Raw genomic sequence first — 16,341 nt, forward strand, 5'->3', positions numbered from 1 at the left:
CCCTGGTCAGGCGGCGTTGTACACGCGTCCGCCCGCCTGGCGGTCTAGCATGCGTTGGTAAACGGGTTGATAACGCTCAACGTTGCGTGCCCAGTTGCGCTCCTCGGCGACAAAGGCCCGCGCCGCCTCGCGCCGGGCATCCCAGCCGTCGCGTGCTGCGACCAGATCGGCGAGCGACCGCGCGATGGCTGCCGGATCGTCGGCAGCGAACAGCGTTCCAGTTACGCCATCGGTGATCAGCTCGCGATGACCTCCGACATTGGACGCTGCCACCAGCCGCCCCTGCGCCATCGCTTCGAGCGGCTTGAGCGGGGTGACCGTTTCGGTGAGGCGCATGGCCTTGCGTGGATAGACCAGAATATCGATAAGGCTGTAATACTGCTCGACATCGTGATGCGGCACGCGCCCGGCAAAGCAGATCGCATGCGCCGCGGGCGAGGCGGCTGCCTGTGCCTGCAGCGCCGCTTCTGCCGGGCCGCCGCCCACAAGCAGCAGCCGGATATCGGGATTGCGTTCCAGCAGCAGCGGCATCGCCGCGATCAGATCATCCAGCCCCTCGTACGGATAGTAGCTGCCGATAAAGCCGATCACGGTCTTGCCCGCCAGCCCCAGCGCCTTTGCGCGCTCCGGATCGGCAGGGACAGGGTTGCCGAACATCTCCATGTCGACGCCGTTGGGCGATACCATGATCTTGGATGCGGGAAAGCCGCGGCCGATCAGGTCGGTGCGCAGGCCCTCGCAGATCACTGCCACCGCATCCGCGCCGGCCACCGCCCGGTTCTCCATCTGCCGCGTCAGCCAGTATTTCGCAGACCCCGGACTGCCGGTGCCGTTGCCCACGGCGGCATCCTCCCAGAAGGCGCGGATCTCGTACAGCACAGGAAGACCGAGCTTGCGCCCGACCCGCAAAGCGGCCAGCCCGTCGAGTGCAGGCGAATGCGCGTGCAGGATGTCGGGCTTCCAGATCGCGCAGGCCGCCTCGGTCGCGCGGGCAAGCGCGGCGATGTCGCGCCATTCGCGCAACCCCGGCGGTCCCGATATGCTCTCCATCGTGCGGTGGAAGGTCAGCCCGTCATGCACCTCGACCGCGTCGACCACGGCATCCTTGGGCAGCGAAGCCTGGTGGCGCACGCTGGTGACGCCGCGCACCTCCAGCCCCAGGCGTTGCTGGGCCTTGAGGATGGCACGGGTACGGAAAGCATAGCCGCTGTGCAGCGGCAGGCTGTGGTCGAGGATGTGGAGTATCCGGGTCATGGCCGCCAAACCTATGGCGCAAAAGGTTTAACGCCGCGTCAACCCATTGCGGTTATGGCTTTAGACTTGGATGCGCCCGGTGCATAGTCGCCTGCGCAACAGCGGCGACGGGACCGATTTGAATGGTCGATAATTTTGCCATTGCGGTCTCTCACCTGCTTGTCGCTCTCGCGGCGTGGCGCCTTGTGTGGCGCGCGGATCTCGACAAGGAAGACCCCCCGGCAAAGGACGAATCGTCCAGCGGCTTCTTCAGCCGCAGCCAGCCCACCGCGCGCAAGGGCGATGCCGATGCGTGATCTTGCCTTTGTCGGATTTCTCGTGGCGTTTCTGGCACTCGGGTTCAAACGCCCGTTCATCTTCGTGCTCGCCTATGCCTATGTCGATATCGTCGCGCCGCAGCGGCTGAGCTACTGGATGCTCAACGCGGTGCCGGTGTCGCTGATCGTGTTCGGGCTCGCGTTTCTTGGCTGGATGATCGCCGACGACAAGAAGGACATGCGCGTCTCGTTCCGCCAGGGCGTGATGGCGCTGCTGTTCGCCTATTGCGCCTATACCACCAGCGTCGCCGATTTCCCGATCGAGGCGGAAGGCAAATGGGGCTGGGTGTGGAAGGCTCTGGTGTTTGCGATGTTCCTGCCGCTCACGCTGCGCACCAAGCTCCGGATCGAATCGCTGGCGCTGATGATGGTGGTGTGTGCCAGCTCGATCATCATCACGGGCGGGATCAAGACACTGGCATCCGGGGGCGGCGGATATGGCGTGATGCGGCTGCTGATCGACGACAACAGCGGGCTGTATGAAGGCTCTATCATCTCGACCGTGGCGATCTGCATCATTCCGCTGATCCTGTGGCTGGCCAGGTACGGAACGGTGTTTCCGCCCGACTGGCGGGTCAAGGGGTTTGCCTATGCGCTGATCTTCGCCTGCCTGTTGATCCCGGTGGGGACACAGGCGCGCACCGGCCTGGTGTGCATCGGCGTGCTAGCAGTCCTGCTGCTGCGCTTCGTGCGGCATCGCTTCCTGTATGCGGGCCTGCTGGCAGCAGCGGCGGTGATGGCCATTCCGTTCCTGCCGCAAAGCTACAGCAACCGCATGGCGACGATCGGCGAATATCAGGCCGACCAGTCCGCATCGACGCGCGTGGCGGTGTGGGCGTGGACGTGGAACTACGTGAAATCCAACCCCATGGGCGGTGGTTTCGAGGCGTATCTGCAGAACAAGGTGAAGTTCGACACCATCGCTGCCAAGGGGGATGGCCCCAACACCCAGATCGAGAAGAACGAGGTCACCGATTCCGGCCGCGCCTATCATTCGAGCTATTTCGAGATGCTGGGCGAGCAGGGCTTTCCCGGGCTTGCGATGTGGCTGATCATCCATCTGGGGGGTATCTGGCGGATGGAGGTGGTGCAGCGCCTGCACCGCAAGCGCAACCGGCCCGACGAGGCGTGGGTGGCCCCGCTCGCTTTGGCGCTACAGAACGGGCAGATCATCTACATGGTGGGCTCGCTGTTCGTGGGGATCGCTTTCCAGCCGTTCATCTACATGCTGATCGCGCTGCAGATCGGGCTGGACACCTATACCGCGCGCCGTCGCAAGGAAGCCGCCTTTCGTCCCCTGGCCGACAGCAAAGCCGCTGCATGGGTTGCATGAAGAGCTTTGGCTGCCTAACTGGCGCGGATGACCAAACCGACCGCCGAGCCAGGGCCCGTCCTGCCTGAACCGCTTTCCGCTGCTGAAGTCGAGCAGAAACTCAATGGACTTTGGGCCTGGATCAGCGCCCATTCCGTCGAGATCGCGATCGCCGCAGGTGTCGGCACCGCCATCTATCTGGCGCTGGCCTTTCTGCAGCGACACGCGCGGATCTATGCCGAGCGTCAGGACGACAGATTATCGGTCGCAGCCATCGTCGCGCGGACATTGTCGAAGACCAAGCAGTATTTCCTGATCATGGTCTCGGCGCGGCTGGTCGTCGGCTTTTCCGAGGCGCCTGCCGGTATCGTGCAGGTGGTGAGCTTCCTGTTCACGGTGGCCTCGGTATTCCAGGTCGCCATCTGGGCCCGCGAGATCATCCTGGGAATGATCGAACGCCGCGCGACGGTCAGCGACGATGCCGGCAGCGAAACGCTCGCTAACGCCATGTCGCTGATCCGCCTGCTGGTGACGGTGGTGCTGTTTGCGATCGCCTCGATCATGGTGCTCGACAATCTGGGCGTCAACGTCACCGGCCTGATCGCCGGTCTGGGTATCGGTGGTATCGCCATCGGTCTGGCCGCGCAGGGAATCTTCTCGGATCTGTTCGCCGCGCTGTCGATCATCTTCGACAAGCCGTTCAAGCGCGGGGAGACGATCGGATTCGACACCACCACCGCTACGGTAGAGAAAATCGGCCTCAAGAGCGCGCGGCTGCGTTCGGTGACGGGTGAAGAGATCATCATCTCGAACACCAATCTTCTGTCCAAGCAGATCATCAACTATACCCGGCTCAACCGCCGCCGCACGCGCTACATGATCGGTCTGGTGTACCAGACCCCGCCCGACCGCGCCCGGCTGGTCCCCGCCATGCTGCGCGAGATCGTGGAGCAGGGCAGCGGCGTGTTCGTCCGCTGCGGTTTTGTCGGCTTCGGCGCGAGCTCGATCGATTTCGAGCTCGATTTCGACGTGATGAGCAGCGATTTCGAGGTGGTGTTCGAAGCGCGCCATCGCATCGGGCTTTCGATTCTTGAGCGATTCAACGCCGAAGGGCTCGAATTCGCCTATCCGACCCAGACCAGCTTCACCGCTGCGCCCGATGGCCGATTCGTGCTGCCCTATCCCGAGGGCGGTTATTCGCTCGCGGCGGAAGACCACCGCTAGGGCGCTTGCCGGCGACCGAGTCGCTGGCTGTTGTGACGTTTCCGTTCGCGTAAAGCGCGGTGCGCAATGCCGATGCCGTAGCGGCGTGCGCTCAGCCCTTGTGTCGGCCCCGGAAAAGCGCCAAAAGACGCCAGTTCCATCTGGCAGCTTGCCGTCAGGGCAATCGCCGGACCATCGACAGGAGAGCAAATATGAACGCAATTTCTGCGCAGGAAATGCAGGGCAAGGTCGGAGAGACCCTGGGTACATCCGAATGGCTGCTGGTTGACCAAGAGATGATCAACAAGTTTGCCGATGCCACCGGCGACCACCAGTTCATTCACGTGAACGAGGAGATGGCCAAGATGACGCCGTTCGGCGGCACGATCGCGCACGGTTTTCTCACCCTGTCGCTGTTCCCGGTGCTGATGGCCAAGTCCGATTGCCCCCGCGTCGAGGGCGTTAAGATGGGCGTCAACTATGGCGGCAACAAGGTTCGCTTCCTGGCACCGGTGCGCTCGGGCAAGAAGGTCCGCGGCCATTTCAAGCTGCTCGAGCTGGAGGAAAAGCGCCCCGGCCAGTGGCAGCAGACGCTCGAATTCACCGTCGAGATCGAAGGCGAGGACAAGCCCGCCGTGATGGCCGAGTGGATCAGCCAGTTTTTTGTGTGATTGATTGGCGGCAGGCGACCATCGCCCACCGCCAGACAAGGGAGAATATTCATGCGTGATGCAGTTATCGTTTCCACCGCCCGTACGCCGATCGGCAAGGCCTATCGCGGCGGGTTCAACGCCACCCCGTCGCCGACGCTGGCCGCGCATTCGATCCGCGCCGCCGTCGAGCGCGCCGGCATCGAAGGCGGCGAAGTCGACGATGTCGTTTATGGCGCTGCGCTTCAGCAGGGCGTGCAGCACACCATCGGCCGCACTGCCGCGCTGCGTGCGGGCCTGCCCGTCACCGTTGCCGGCATGTCGATCGACCGTCAGTGCTCGTCGGGCGTGATGTCGATTGCTACCGCGGCCAAGCAGATCATCGTTGATCGCATGGACATCGTTGTTGCTGGCGGCGTCGAATCCATCTCGATGGTGCAGACCCCCGAAATGCGCGTCGCGCCCGATCCGGAACTGCTGGCGATGCACAACGACGTGTACATGCCGATGCTGCAGACCGCAGAGACCGTCGCCAAGCGCTACAACATCAGCCGCGATCGCCAGGACGAATATGCCTATCGTTCGCAGATGCGCACTGCTGCCGCGCAGGCTGCCGGCAAGTTCGATGACGAAATCATCCCCGTAAAGGCGAAGATGGCGTTCAAGAACAAGGAAACCGGCGAGGTCACGATGACCGATGTCGAAGTGACCAAGGACGAAGGCAACCGCGCCGACACCACGCTCGAGGGCCTGAAGGGTCTGCAGCCGGTCATGGGTCCGGGCATGAACATCACCGCGGGCAATGCCAGCCAGCTGTCGGACGGCGCATCGTCGTGCGTGATCATGGAATCCAAGATCGCCGAGCAGAAGGGCCTGCAGCCCTTGGGCCGCTATGTCGGCATGGCTGCTGCCGGTACGGAGCCCGATGAGATGGGCATTGGCCCCGTGTTCGCGGTGCCGCAGCTGCTCAAGCGCTTTGGCCTCAAGATGGACGATATCGGCCTTTGGGAGCTGAACGAGGCGTTCGCGGTGCAGGTGCTGTACTGCCAGGACGTGCTGGGCATCCCCGACGAGTTGCTCAACGTCAACGGCGGCTCGATCTCGATCGGCCACCCGTATGGCATGACCGGCGCCCGCTGCACCGGCCACGCGCTGATCGAAGGCAAGCGTCGCGGTGCGAAGTATGTCGTGGTGACGATGTGCGTGGGCGGCGGCATGGGCGCTGCCGGTCTGTTCGAGGTCTTCTGACCTCAACGCGATGTTCGCAACAATTCGACCCCGCCTCGGCCTCAACGCCGGGGCGGGGTTTTTGTTGGGTCGGTTGGGCGCGCAGGCTGGAACGGGATTCAGCTCCAGTCGTAACCCCCTGTACAACCTACAGGAGCTTTCCCCATGTCCGATCCCGCAACCCAGTCCGATACGTCAGAAGCGCTCGACGCCTTTTGGAGCGCGCTTGAAAGCAGCCCGTTCCTGATGCTTGGCCTGCCCGCGCAGGTGGCACACTCGATGCCGATGACCGCGCAGTTCGATGGCCGCCACGGCCCGATCTGGTTCTACGGCTCGCGCTCCAGCCGCCTGGTCGAAGGCCTGACCTCGACCAACGACGCGATGGCGCAGTATGTCGGCGAAGGCCACAAGCTGTTCGCGTGCATCTCGGGCATGCTGACGATCGACAACAACCCGGCCATTATCGACAAGTTCTGGTCGAACACCGTCGAAGCCTGGTACGCGCAGGGCAAGTCCGATCCCGATCTGGTGATGCTGCGTTTCGACCCGGCCAATATCGAAATCTGGCAGGCCGATCTGTCGCTGATGGGCAAGCTCAAGATGATGTTCGGCGGGACGATGAAGTCGCAGGATGTCCAGGGCAAGCATGTCGAAACCGCGCTCTGACGGTTTTGTTCTGATCCCATTCGCAGCCGCTCGTCCGGGATGACCGGGCGGGCGGCTGTGCGTTCAGCCGGGCAGGCCGATCGTGCCGCCGGCAAAGGTGAAGCCGCCGTCACGGTCTTGCGCCAGCAGCGCCGGTCCGTCGAGATCGACCCAGTCTGCGGTCTGCGCGAGGTGGAACGCCGGATGGATCCCCAGGCTGGTGGACAGCATGCAGCCCACCATCGTCTTGAGCCCTCGGGCCTTGGCAGTCTCGCTGAGCCGCAGCGCCTCGGTGAGCCCGCCTGCCTTGTCCAGCTTGATGTTGACCGCCTGAAACAGGCCGGCAACCCGTTCGATGTCTTCTGCGACGTGACAGCTTTCGTCGGCGCAGAAGGGCAGCGACGAAACCCTGCCATCAAGCGCCTCTTCCAGCCCGGCCTCGACCGGTTGCTCGATCAGTTCCACGCCGAGCTTCTTCAGCGCCGCGGTCATTTCCTCGAGATTGACATCGCCCCATGCCTCGTTGGCATCGATGATCAGGCGCGCGTCCGGCGCGCCGATGCGGACGGCGGCAACCCGCAACAAATCATCCTCGCCGTTGAGCTTGAGCTTGAGCAGCGGATATCCCTGCGCCGCGGCCTTGGCGGCATCGATCTTCATCGTTTCAGGGTCGTTGAGTGAAATGGTGTAGGCGGTGACCAGCGGCTTTGGTTCGGGGAGGCCCGCCAGCTGCCACAGCGGCGTTCCCGTCGCGCGCACCTCCAGATCCCACAACGCAGCATCCAGCGCGTTGCGCGCCGCGCCTTCCATCATGGTCTTGAGCAGGTCTTCGCGGGTGAGCGGGCGGTTCTGGCGGCCGCGCGTCTCGATCGCTTCGGCACACAGCTCGGCAGTCTCGCCCTCGTAATAGATCGGGGTACCTTCGCCGCGGCCGACATGGGTGCCGTCGGTCACCTCGCAGTAGACGACATCGACCGCGGTCTTGGCGCCCCGGCTGATGATGAAGCTGCCGGCAACGGCGAAATGCTCCACGCGAACGGTCTTGAGAGTGATCATGCGCGCCCGATAGGCGGCAAGGGCAGGGGCGGCAAGGCACAAACGCCTGTCACCGCCCCCGACTTGCGATCAGTTGTGCGAGGCGATCCAGTCCTCGACTACCGGCGCGATCCGCTCGCGCCATTTGCTGCCATTGAAGATGCCATAATGGCCGACGCTTTCGGCCATCAGGTACTTCTTCTTGGCCTTGGGCAGCTTGGGTGCGAGCGTCAGCGCGGCACGGGTCTGACCCAGCCCGCTGATGTCGTCGCGCTCGCCTTCGATTGCCAGCATGGCAACGTCGGTGATCGCGCCGGGATCGATGCGCTTGCCCCGATGCATGAACTCGCCCTTGGGCAGGCTGTGCGTCTGGAACACGTTCTCCACCGTCTGCAGATAGAATTCGGCGGTCATGTCGCAGACCGAACGGTACTCGTCATAGAAGTCCTTGGCGGCATCGGCGCTCTCGCCATCGCCCGCCACCAGATGCTTGTACATCTCCCAGTGGCTCATCATGTGGTTGCCCAAGTTCATCGACATGAAGCCGGTGAGCTGCATGAAGCCGGGATAGACCTTGCGCCCTGCGCCTTTGTACTGGAACGGCACCTTGGCGATGACATTGTGCTCGAACCAGGCCAGCGGGCGCTGGGTCGCCATGGTGTTGACCGCGGTTGGCGCTTCGCGCGTGTCGATCGGTCCGCCCATCATCGTCAGCGTCCTGGGGCGGCACGGGTGCTTGTCGGCCGACATCAGCGCGGCAGCGGCAAAGCTGGGCACCGAAGGCTGGCACACAGCAAGCATATGCGCGCCGGGGCCGATATGCTCGAGGAAGCCGACCAGATAGTCGATATAGTCGTCGAGATCGAACCGGCCTTCCTTGAGCGGTACGTCACGCGCATCTGCCCAGTCGGTGATGTAGACCTCGTGCTTGGGGATCATCCGCGCCACGGTGCCGCGCAGCAGCGTGGCATAATGGCCCGACATCGGCGCGACGATCAGAAGCCGCGGTGCATCCTTGGGCAGCTTTTCATGGCGAAAGCGCAGCAGATCGCCGAACGGGCGTTCGAGCACGACGTCTTCCTGCACCGCGCTTGGGGCACCGTCGATATCGACGCTGGTGATACCGAAACCCGGCTTGCCGTAAGGAGCGGACGCATGCGCGAACACTTCGAGCGCTGAGGCCATGATCGGCTGTCCGCCGAAAAAGGTCATCGGATTGAGCGGGCTGTTGAGCATGTTCGCGCCCATGGTCGCGATCGCGCTCGCGCTCGATAGGAACGAGCGTTGAAGTTCATAAGCGTGGTAAAGCATGTAATTCCCCTGCAAACCCCCGTGTCCGCTTGGTGCGGCTCTGTTCGGAGGCCTCTCGCCTAGCAATGTTGCGCTGCACCAATAAAAATACAAGCCATTTACGCGCAACCCGGCCTTCGGGTTGCCTGGGTGAAGTCTTGCATAGACCGGTTAACGCATCGGTTACAGCGACTTGGCCGGGTGTAAAATCGGCGCCTTAGCCAGGGCTGCGGCGATGCCAGGCGTCACCCAAAATCGTTGAGTGGGGAAGTCAGGCCTGCTAGGCGCTCTGTCATGGCGGAAACACATATTTCACCGGCCTCGCAAGTGGCTGTACCCGATCAAGCAAGCGCATCTGTTCCGGCTGTTGCCGATGATGCCGCTCCCGCCAAGGGCAAGCGGGGAAATCCGCGCCAGCTGGGCAATCTGGCGATGATCATGCGCTTTGCATCGGCTTATCCCCGGCAGATCGCGTGTGCCATGCTGGCGCTGGCGGTGGCAGCAGGTGCGACTCTCGCCATCCCGGCCGGGTTCAAGATGGTCATCGACCGCGGATTCGATGCTGGCGGCAGCACCGAGGATATCGGCCGCTGGTTCCGCTATCTGTTCATGATCACCGTTGTGCTGGGCATGTCGACGGCACTGCGCTTCTATTTCGTGTCATGGCTGGGTGAACGCGTGGTCGCCGACATCCGGCTGGCGGTGCAGCGCAACCTGCTGAAACTGGCGCCCAGCTTCTTCGAAACCAACCGCCCGTCCGAAATCGCCTCGCGCATGACCTCGGACACCGCGATCGTCGAACAGGTCGTCGGCACGACCGTCTCGGTGGCGCTGCGCAACCTGGTCGTCGGAATCGGCGGGATCGCCTATCTGTTTTCGCTGGCCCCCAAGCTCACCGGCATGCTGCTGCTCGGCATTCCGGTTATCGTGCTGCCAATCGTGTTTATCGGCCGCAAGCTTGAGAAGGTCGCCCGCTCGAGCCAGGACCGCGTGGCCAATGTCGGCGCGACGATCACCGAGGTGCTCGCGGCGATGAAGATCGTCCAGGCCTTCGGGCAGGAAGACCGCGAGGCCGCGCGCTTCGGCGACGCGGTGGAAACCACCTTTGCCACCGCCCGCCGCCGTATCACGCTGCGCGCCAGCCTGACCGCGGTCGTGATCACGCTGATCTTCGGTGCGATCACCATGATCATGTGGCAGGGCGCGGTCGATGTCATCGAGGGACGCCTGTCGGGCGGCGATATCGCAGCGTTCGTTCTGACCGGCGGGCTGGTCGCTGGCGCTTTCGGGGCGCTGACCGAGGTCTATGGCGATCTCCTGCGCGCAGGGGGGGCTGCCGGACGATTGAACGAGCTGCTCAACGAACAGCCCGAAATCCGCGCGCCTGCGAGCCCCATCGTGCTGCCCGTGCCGCCGCGCGGCCAGATCAGCTTCCAGAACGTCAGCTTTGCCTACCCCACCCGGCCCGAGACGCTGGCGCTCAGGGATTTCTCGCTTCAGGTGTCGCCGGGCGAGACCGTGGCGATCGTGGGTCCTTCGGGCGCGGGCAAGTCCACCTTGTTCCAGCTCGCGCAGCGCTTCTACGATCCGCAGGCAGGCTCCGTCCGGATAGACGGCGTTGCCTTGCCCTCGGCCGATCCCGAAGCGATCCGCCAGCGCATGGCGTTCGTCCCGCAGGACAGCGTGCTCTTCGCGGCCAGCGCGCGCGACAATCTGCGTTATGGCAACTGGACCGCGACCGACGAGCAGATCTGGGACGCGGCCCGCGCCGCCAATGCCGAAGAATTCCTGCGCAAGCTGCCCGAGGGTCTCGACAGCTATCTGGGCGAGGGCGGCGCGAGGCTTTCGGGCGGCCAGCGTCAGCGCATCTCGATCGCACGTGCGCTGCTGCGCAACGCGCCGATCCTGCTGCTCGACGAGGCAACTTCCGCGCTCGATGCCGAGAGCGAAAAATTGGTCCAGAATGCGCTCGAACGGCTGATGCAGGGTCGCACCACGCTGGTGATCGCGCACCGGCTGGCGACGATCCGCTCGGCTGACCGCATCATCGTGATGAGCGACGGGGCGATTGTCGAGCAGGGCACGCATGACGAACTGTCGGCGCGCAGCGGGCTGTACGCGCGGCTTTCCAGCCTGCAGTTCACCGAAGGGCCACTGGCGGCGGAGTGATCGCCGTGATCGACCTTCCAGTCCCCTTGTCCAGTCGCTCGCTCCGGATGCACGCCCCATGATGCGCCGCGCGCTTGCGGTGCTGTCGCTGCTGTTCTTTCTGGGTACTGGCGCGTTCGTCGCCGATTCCCCGGTTCCGCCCAACACCAGCCAGCAGATCACCCTGAAGCGGCCGCTGGACCTGCCTACGCTGCCCCACAGGTTGGGCAACGGTCCGCTGACTCTGGTGGACGGGTGGGAGCTCGAAAGCGAGAACAGCGAATTCGGCGGGTTCTCGGCGCTGCACGCTATGGGCGATGGCCGGCTGCTGGCGCTGAGCGATGCCGCCATCCTCGCAGGCTTTACCATTCGCGACAGCGCGGTGACCCATGACAGCTTCATCGCGCCGTTGCCGGTGCGCAAGGGCGAGCGAAGCACCAAGGTCGACCAGGATTCCGAAAGCATGGCGCATGATCCGGTGTCCGGGCGGTTCTGGATCGGCTTCGAACAGCGCCACCGCATCCGCCGCTACTCGCCGGCGTTCGCGCGGGCAGAGGCGACCGGCAGGCCCAAGGCCATGATCGGTTGGCCCAAGAACGGCGGGGCGGAGGCGCTGCTGCGGCGCGCGGATGGCAGCTTCCTGGTGTTCTCCGAGTCGCGCTCGGTGCGCCCCGGGGTGACGGTGGGACTGATCTACGCGACCGATCCGGCAGAGCCCGGCGCACAGGCGAGGGCGTTCGCTTATCGCGCTCCGGAAGGATACCGGATCACCGATATCGCAGCGTTGCCCGATGGACGGCTGCTCGCGCTGCATCGCCGCTTCAATTATATCAGCGGAGTCAGCGCCAAGATCGGCATCATCGCGGCGGACGCGATTGCGCCGGGAGTGCTTGTGACACCCAAGGTCATCGCAACCCTGCAGCCGCCGTTTCCGGTCGACAACATGGAAGGGATCGCGGTGGATCGCGAGCGCGGCCGGACCATCGTCTGGCTGGTGGCGGATGACAATTATCTGAGCGTGCAGCGAAGCCTGCTGCTGAAATTCGAGTTCAGCGAGGCGAGCGTTTCGCCACGATCTTGATCTCGGTCTTGCCTTCGGGGAGATAGAGGCGGCTCACCTGGATGGCGGTCCATGCCGGGAAGGGCGGTGCCAGATACTGCTTCTGCACCGCGGACATCGGCCCGATCTGCTTTTCGATATCGGTGTGATAGCTGGTGACGTCGATGACGTCCTCCCAGCTTGAGCCTGCGCGGATCAGGATGCCGCTGATCCGGCGATAGGCAGCGTTGAAGGCTGCCTCATCGGCATCGGGGCCAACCACGATGCCGGACAGATAGATGGTGCCATCCCGCAGGATGACCGCATCGCTGAAACCCGCGCTCTCCTGAAAGGCGCGTTCTTCTGCATTTTCGGAATAAAGCACTTCTGCGGTCGTGCGCGACCCCGCGAGGGCGGGATGCGACACAACCGAAAGGGCCAGCGCGCTTGCAATCAGCAAGGCGCGCTGGCGGGCCATGGTCAGGCCGCTGCCTTGTGCAGTTCGCGCTTGATCTTGGCAGCGCGAGCCGAGAGCTTTTCTTCGCTGGTCTTCAGCAGCCAGTTGTCGAGGCCGCCGACATGCTCCACCGAACGCAGACCTGCAGTCGATACGCGAAGCTTGAAGCTGCGATCCAGCTTTTCGCTCATCAGCGTGACGTTCTGCAGATTGGGCAGAAAAACGCGCTTGGTCTTGTTGTTGGCGTGGGACACATTGTGACCCACCATCCGGCCCTTGCCGGTCAGTTCGCAAATCCGCGACATGGTGTAAGAATCCTGATGAAACGTTGTGTTTATGAAGGACGGGCGGTTAGCGTCAGACGAAGTCCAAGTCAACCTTTGCCAGCCGTCGAAGCCATCGCTATGCGCGAAAACCGCTGGCAGGGCAACAGCGTTGGCGGTAGTTGGCGCGATATGACGCTGGACAATGCCCGAAAATTTGCCGAGCAGGCGCTGGAACTGGCCCGTCAGGCGGCAGCATTGGGCGAAGTGCCCGTCGGCGCCATCGTCGTTCATCAGGGCAGGGTGATCGGCCAGGGCCACAATCAGCCCCGCGCGCTCAACGATCCCACCGCGCATGCCGAGATCATGGCCATCCGTGCCGCGTGCGCTGCGCTCGGAACCGACCGGCTTACGGGATGCGATCTGTGGGTGACGCTGGAGCCATGCGCGATGTGCGCGGGGGCCATTGCCCACGCCCGGATCGCAAGGCTGCATTATGCTGCGAGCGATCCCAAGGGCGGGGCGGTGGAGCATGGCCCGCGGCTGTTCCAGCAGCCTACCGTGCTGCACAAGCCCGAGGTCTATGCTGGGGTTGGCGCAGAAGATGCGGCAGCGCTGCTCAAGGCGTTTTTTGCCGAGCGCCGATAAGAAACGTTGCCGATCAGTGGTAGGCTGCCTGCGCCTGCCTGGCCAGAGCCGCCATCGCGCACGAATACGGTCCGGGTCCGAAGCTGATGCGGCGGACACCGGCCAGTGCCAGATCGGCCATCGAAGGCATGCCTTCGAAGTGCATCGCGTTGATCGGCAGGGGCACCGCCTCGCACAATTCGGCAATCTGTTCGGCGTCGGTCAGTCCGGGAACGAAAAATCCGTTTGCACCCGCTGCAGCAAAGGCCAGTCCACGTGTGATTGCTTCGCGAAGGCGCTCAGCGGGCAGTATCACCGCCTTGCCGGCGTCCAGCCACACATCCGTTCGAGCGTTGATGAACAGATCCACCCCTTCCGCCTCCGCGATCTCGCGAATGGCGGCGATGCGTGCTACATGGTCGTCGATGGCATGAAGTCCACTGCCACCGATCACTTGATCTTCGAAGTTGATGCCAACGACCCCGGTTGCGATGACGTTGCGGATGTTTTCGGCCAGCGTTGCAGTGTCGGTAGCATATCCCCCTTCGAAATCGAGCGTCACCGGAAGGTCAGTCGAGGAAGCGATCCTGCGAGCGTTGTCGAGCACCAGCGGCAGTGGCACCGCTTCGCCATCACCGAAGCCCATCGCACTTGCAACGGACGCGCTGCCCGTGGCCAGCGCTGGTGCTCCTTGCGATATCACGGTCGCAGCGCTGCCCGGATCCCAGATGTTTACCAGCACCAGCGGGGTATCGCCCCTGTGAAGATCGTGAAAGTGTGAAGCCTTGGCAGCTTGTGCGGGCATGGTGTTTCTCCTTGCCCGCACATTAGCTCCGTTACCCGGAGCCGACATCCCGTTTCATGCGATCAAAGCATGTCAGTGCACGAACCGCGCGACAACATCGCGATAGCTGCGCGACACCTTCACCTGAGCGCCCGATTCGAGCACCAGGAAGCATTCGCCATTGGTGTGCGGCTTGACCTGGCGGACCAGCCCCAGATTGACGATGGTCGAACGGTGGACGCGCTGGAAGTTGCGCGGGTCAAGCCGCTTTTCCAGATCCTTCATCGTCTCGCGCAGGATCAGCGAATTGTCGCCGGTGTAGATGCACATGTAATCGCCCGCGGCATCGATCCGCTCGATGGTGTCGACATCGACGCGGAAGATCTGGCCGCGGTCCTTGATGTTGATCAGCTTTTCATAGCGGTTCGAGGCCGCTGCCTCGTCGTCTTCGCCTAGGTCGAGCGCTTCGACAGCGTCGGGCGCGACCTCGTTGAGCACGTTCATCAGCTTGTCGGCTTCTTCACGGCCCTTCTTGTCGCGAATGCGCTCACGGATGCGGTCTATGGCATCGGCCAGCCGCACGTCGTCGACGGGTTTGAGCAGATAGTCGACAGCCTGAGCTTCGAACGCCTTGACCGCATGTTCGGAATAGGCGGTGCAGAACACCACCAAAGGCGGCTCGATGTCCATGATGCCCTTGACCACCGAAAAGCCGTCAAAGCCCGGCATCTGGATATCCAGAAACACCAGATCTGGCTTTAGCGTCTTGATCTTGCGGATCGCCTCGCGCCCGTTGAGGCATGTGTCGATGATTTCGATGTCTTCAAACTTCTCCAGCCTGAGCTGCATTCCCTGAATGGCGAGTTTCTCGTCATCGATCAGGATGGTGCGGATGGTCATGCCTGTAATTGCCTTTGTTCGCGTGTTTCAAACGGAATTTCGATAATCACGCTATAGCCGCCCCCGGGTGATGATCGTGTCTCAAACCGGTGATTGTCTTCATATGCCTGGGACAGCCTGTCCCTGATATTCGCCAGCCCGACCCCGGTTGATGCATTGGCCGTCGTGCCTTGCTTCTTCAATCCGGGCCCTGTGTCGGTTACGGTGATACGCAGCAGGGGTCCGATGAGTTGCGCCGAGATTGTGATATCGGCGCCGTCTTCCTTTGGCGTCACCGCATATTTTATGGCGTTCTCGACCAGAGGTTGCAAGAGCAGCGAAGGCAGCAGCGCATTCGCGGCGTTAGGCTCGATCTCGAAATGCGCACGCAGCCGCTCTTCAAAGCGCATCTTCTCGATGTCGAGATACAGCTTGAGCGTCTCGACCTCCTGCGCCAGCGTCACCCGCGCAGTGGGCTCGTTCGCCAGCGTGTAACGCAGGAACGACGAGAGCCGCGATAGCATTGCATTGGCAGGCTCGGTCTGCTTGAGCAGCACCAGCGTGGAAATGCTGTTGAGCGTATTGAACAGGAAGTGCGGGTTGAGCTGATAGCGCAGCATCGCCAGCTGCGCGCTGGTTGCCTGGTTCTCCAGCCGCAGCATCTGGTCCTGCTGCTCCTCGATCCGCAGGAAGAAGTTGATCGCGTAATACAACGCCGACCAAGCCCCCAGCAGCGTGAGGTCTAGATAGAACGCGCCCAGCAGGATCGCGGTGAAATTGCTGTCGCTGCCGGGGCGATACAAGGTCGCCACCCACGCATCGACAAAGGCATAGAGCGCCGATCCCGCCAGCAGCACGATCAGCGTGACGCCCCAGGTGACCAGTGGCTTGCGGTCGATCAGCGTCTGGTAGATCACCCCCATCACTAACGATATCGAATAGCCGGTGATGGTGGCGATGATGATCGGCACCAGGAACGAGATAGGCTGGCCGTTGGCGAGCCCCGATATGCCACGCAGCGCCAATGCGCCTGCCCAACCCAAGGTCTGCAGGTTCCAGAAGGCCCGGTTCTTGTTGGCAAAGAACGGTGTCGGCTTGAAGGGCAGCATCGCCATGCAACGAGGCTTAGCCCGATTTGTGCCGTTGCCACAGAATTTTTTGCATCATCGGCCCCGCTGCGATACGCTTTGTGTCAACGATAACGAGAGGAT

The 16,341-nt window shown here is 63.0% G+C and carries 17 protein-coding genes; 9 read left to right on the top strand and 8 right to left on the bottom strand.

Annotation, left to right across the window (positions count from 1 at the left end; translation table 11 throughout):
- Positions 1-6: 6 nt before the first annotated feature.
- The gene (locus B5J99_RS13695) at positions 7-1,254 is read right to left on the bottom strand and encodes a TIGR04063 family PEP-CTERM/XrtA system glycosyltransferase (RefSeq protein WP_117352692.1); all 1,248 of its coding nucleotides are present in this window, start codon (positions 1,252-1,254) and stop codon (positions 7-9) included.
- A 122-nt stretch (positions 1,255-1,376) separates the two neighbouring features.
- On the opposite strand from B5J99_RS13695, the gene B5J99_RS19575 reads away from it, so the two are divergent.
- The 6 genes from B5J99_RS19575 to B5J99_RS13720 all read left to right on the top strand — a co-directional run bounded on the left by B5J99_RS19575 (position 1,377) and on the right by B5J99_RS13720 (position 6,629).
- Positions 1,377-1,550, top strand: coding sequence for a hypothetical protein (locus B5J99_RS19575; RefSeq protein ID WP_156317878.1), 174 nt, complete (start codon positions 1,377-1,379; stop codon positions 1,548-1,550).
- Positions 1,543-2,904: a putative O-glycosylation ligase, exosortase A system-associated gene (locus B5J99_RS13700; RefSeq protein WP_117353512.1), complete on the top strand. Its 1,362-nt coding sequence runs from the start codon at positions 1,543-1,545 to the stop codon at positions 2,902-2,904. The genes B5J99_RS19575 and B5J99_RS13700 overlap by 8 nt, the downstream gene beginning before the upstream one ends.
- Before the next feature lie 27 nt (positions 2,905-2,931).
- On the top strand, positions 2,932-4,107 hold the full coding sequence (locus B5J99_RS13705; protein ID WP_117352693.1) for a mechanosensitive ion channel family protein: 1,176 nt from the start codon (positions 2,932-2,934) through the stop codon (positions 4,105-4,107).
- A gap of 191 nt (positions 4,108-4,298) precedes the next feature.
- Positions 4,299-4,757, top strand: coding sequence for a MaoC family dehydratase (locus B5J99_RS13710; protein ID WP_054132978.1), 459 nt, complete (start codon positions 4,299-4,301; stop codon positions 4,755-4,757).
- A 51-nt stretch (positions 4,758-4,808) separates the two neighbouring features.
- Positions 4,809-5,984: an acetyl-CoA C-acyltransferase gene (locus B5J99_RS13715; RefSeq protein ID WP_054132977.1), complete on the top strand. Its 1,176-nt coding sequence runs from the start codon at positions 4,809-4,811 to the stop codon at positions 5,982-5,984.
- Between the two features lie 144 nt (positions 5,985-6,128).
- Positions 6,129-6,629, top strand: coding sequence for a pyridoxamine 5'-phosphate oxidase family protein (locus B5J99_RS13720; RefSeq protein ID WP_054132976.1), 501 nt, complete (start codon positions 6,129-6,131; stop codon positions 6,627-6,629).
- Between the two features lie 63 nt (positions 6,630-6,692).
- On the opposite strand, the gene B5J99_RS13725 is transcribed toward B5J99_RS13720, so the two are convergent.
- Both B5J99_RS13725 and B5J99_RS13730 read right to left on the bottom strand, forming a co-directional pair.
- Positions 6,693-7,664 (bottom strand): dipeptide epimerase, encoded by a 972-nt coding sequence (locus B5J99_RS13725; protein ID WP_117352694.1) that lies wholly within the window; start codon positions 7,662-7,664, stop codon positions 6,693-6,695.
- 69 nt (positions 7,665-7,733) lie between these two features.
- A complete protein-coding gene (locus B5J99_RS13730; RefSeq protein WP_117352695.1) occupies positions 7,734-8,954 on the bottom strand; it encodes a polyhydroxyalkanoate depolymerase in 1,221 nt (406 codons plus the stop codon).
- A 273-nt stretch (positions 8,955-9,227) separates the two neighbouring features.
- On the opposite strand from B5J99_RS13730, the gene B5J99_RS13735 reads away from it, so the two are divergent.
- Both B5J99_RS13735 and B5J99_RS13740 read left to right on the top strand, forming a co-directional pair.
- Positions 9,228-11,102, top strand: a complete 1,875-nt coding sequence (locus B5J99_RS13735; protein WP_257785061.1) for an ABC transporter transmembrane domain-containing protein — start codon at positions 9,228-9,230, stop codon at positions 11,100-11,102.
- A gap of 58 nt (positions 11,103-11,160) precedes the next feature.
- Entirely contained in the window at positions 11,161-12,162 is a 1,002-nt protein-coding gene (locus B5J99_RS13740; RefSeq protein WP_162892607.1) for an esterase-like activity of phytase family protein, read from the top strand.
- Here the strand turns inward: B5J99_RS13740 and B5J99_RS13745 are convergent.
- Positions 12,131-12,598 (bottom strand): Rid family hydrolase, encoded by a 468-nt coding sequence (locus tag B5J99_RS13745; protein ID WP_117352697.1) that lies wholly within the window; start codon positions 12,596-12,598, stop codon positions 12,131-12,133. The two genes, B5J99_RS13740 and B5J99_RS13745, sit on opposite strands and share 32 nt — an antisense overlap.
- A gap of 2 nt (positions 12,599-12,600) precedes the next feature.
- Complete coding sequence (gene rpmB, locus B5J99_RS13750) at positions 12,601-12,882, bottom strand: 50S ribosomal protein L28 (RefSeq protein WP_054132971.1); 282 nt, start codon at positions 12,880-12,882, stop codon at positions 12,601-12,603.
- Positions 12,883-13,032: 150 nt separating this feature from the next.
- Here rpmB and B5J99_RS13755 point away from each other — a divergent pair, with 150 nt between their 5' ends.
- Entirely contained in the window at positions 13,033-13,488 is a 456-nt protein-coding gene (locus B5J99_RS13755) for a nucleoside deaminase (protein WP_117353513.1), read from the top strand.
- Between the two features lie 13 nt (positions 13,489-13,501).
- Here B5J99_RS13755 and B5J99_RS13760 read toward each other — a convergent pair whose 3' ends face one another.
- The 3 genes from B5J99_RS13760 to B5J99_RS13770 are packed head-to-tail and all read right to left on the bottom strand — an operon-like array spanning position 13,502 to position 16,245.
- Positions 13,502-14,320 (bottom strand): isocitrate lyase/PEP mutase family protein, encoded by an 819-nt coding sequence (locus tag B5J99_RS13760; protein ID WP_231683581.1) that lies wholly within the window; start codon positions 14,318-14,320, stop codon positions 13,502-13,504.
- A gap of 24 nt (positions 14,321-14,344) precedes the next feature.
- Positions 14,345-15,151: a LytR/AlgR family response regulator transcription factor gene (locus tag B5J99_RS13765; RefSeq protein WP_054132969.1), complete on the bottom strand. Its 807-nt coding sequence runs from the start codon at positions 15,149-15,151 to the stop codon at positions 14,345-14,347.
- Entirely contained in the window at positions 15,148-16,245 is a 1,098-nt protein-coding gene (locus B5J99_RS13770; RefSeq protein WP_054132968.1) for a sensor histidine kinase, read from the bottom strand. The genes B5J99_RS13765 and B5J99_RS13770 overlap by 4 nt, the downstream gene beginning before the upstream one ends.
- Positions 16,246-16,341 lie beyond the last annotated feature (96 nt).

This window comes from Blastomonas fulva, from assembly GCF_003431825.1.
Classification (GTDB): domain Bacteria; phylum Pseudomonadota; class Alphaproteobacteria; order Sphingomonadales; family Sphingomonadaceae; genus Blastomonas; species Blastomonas fulva.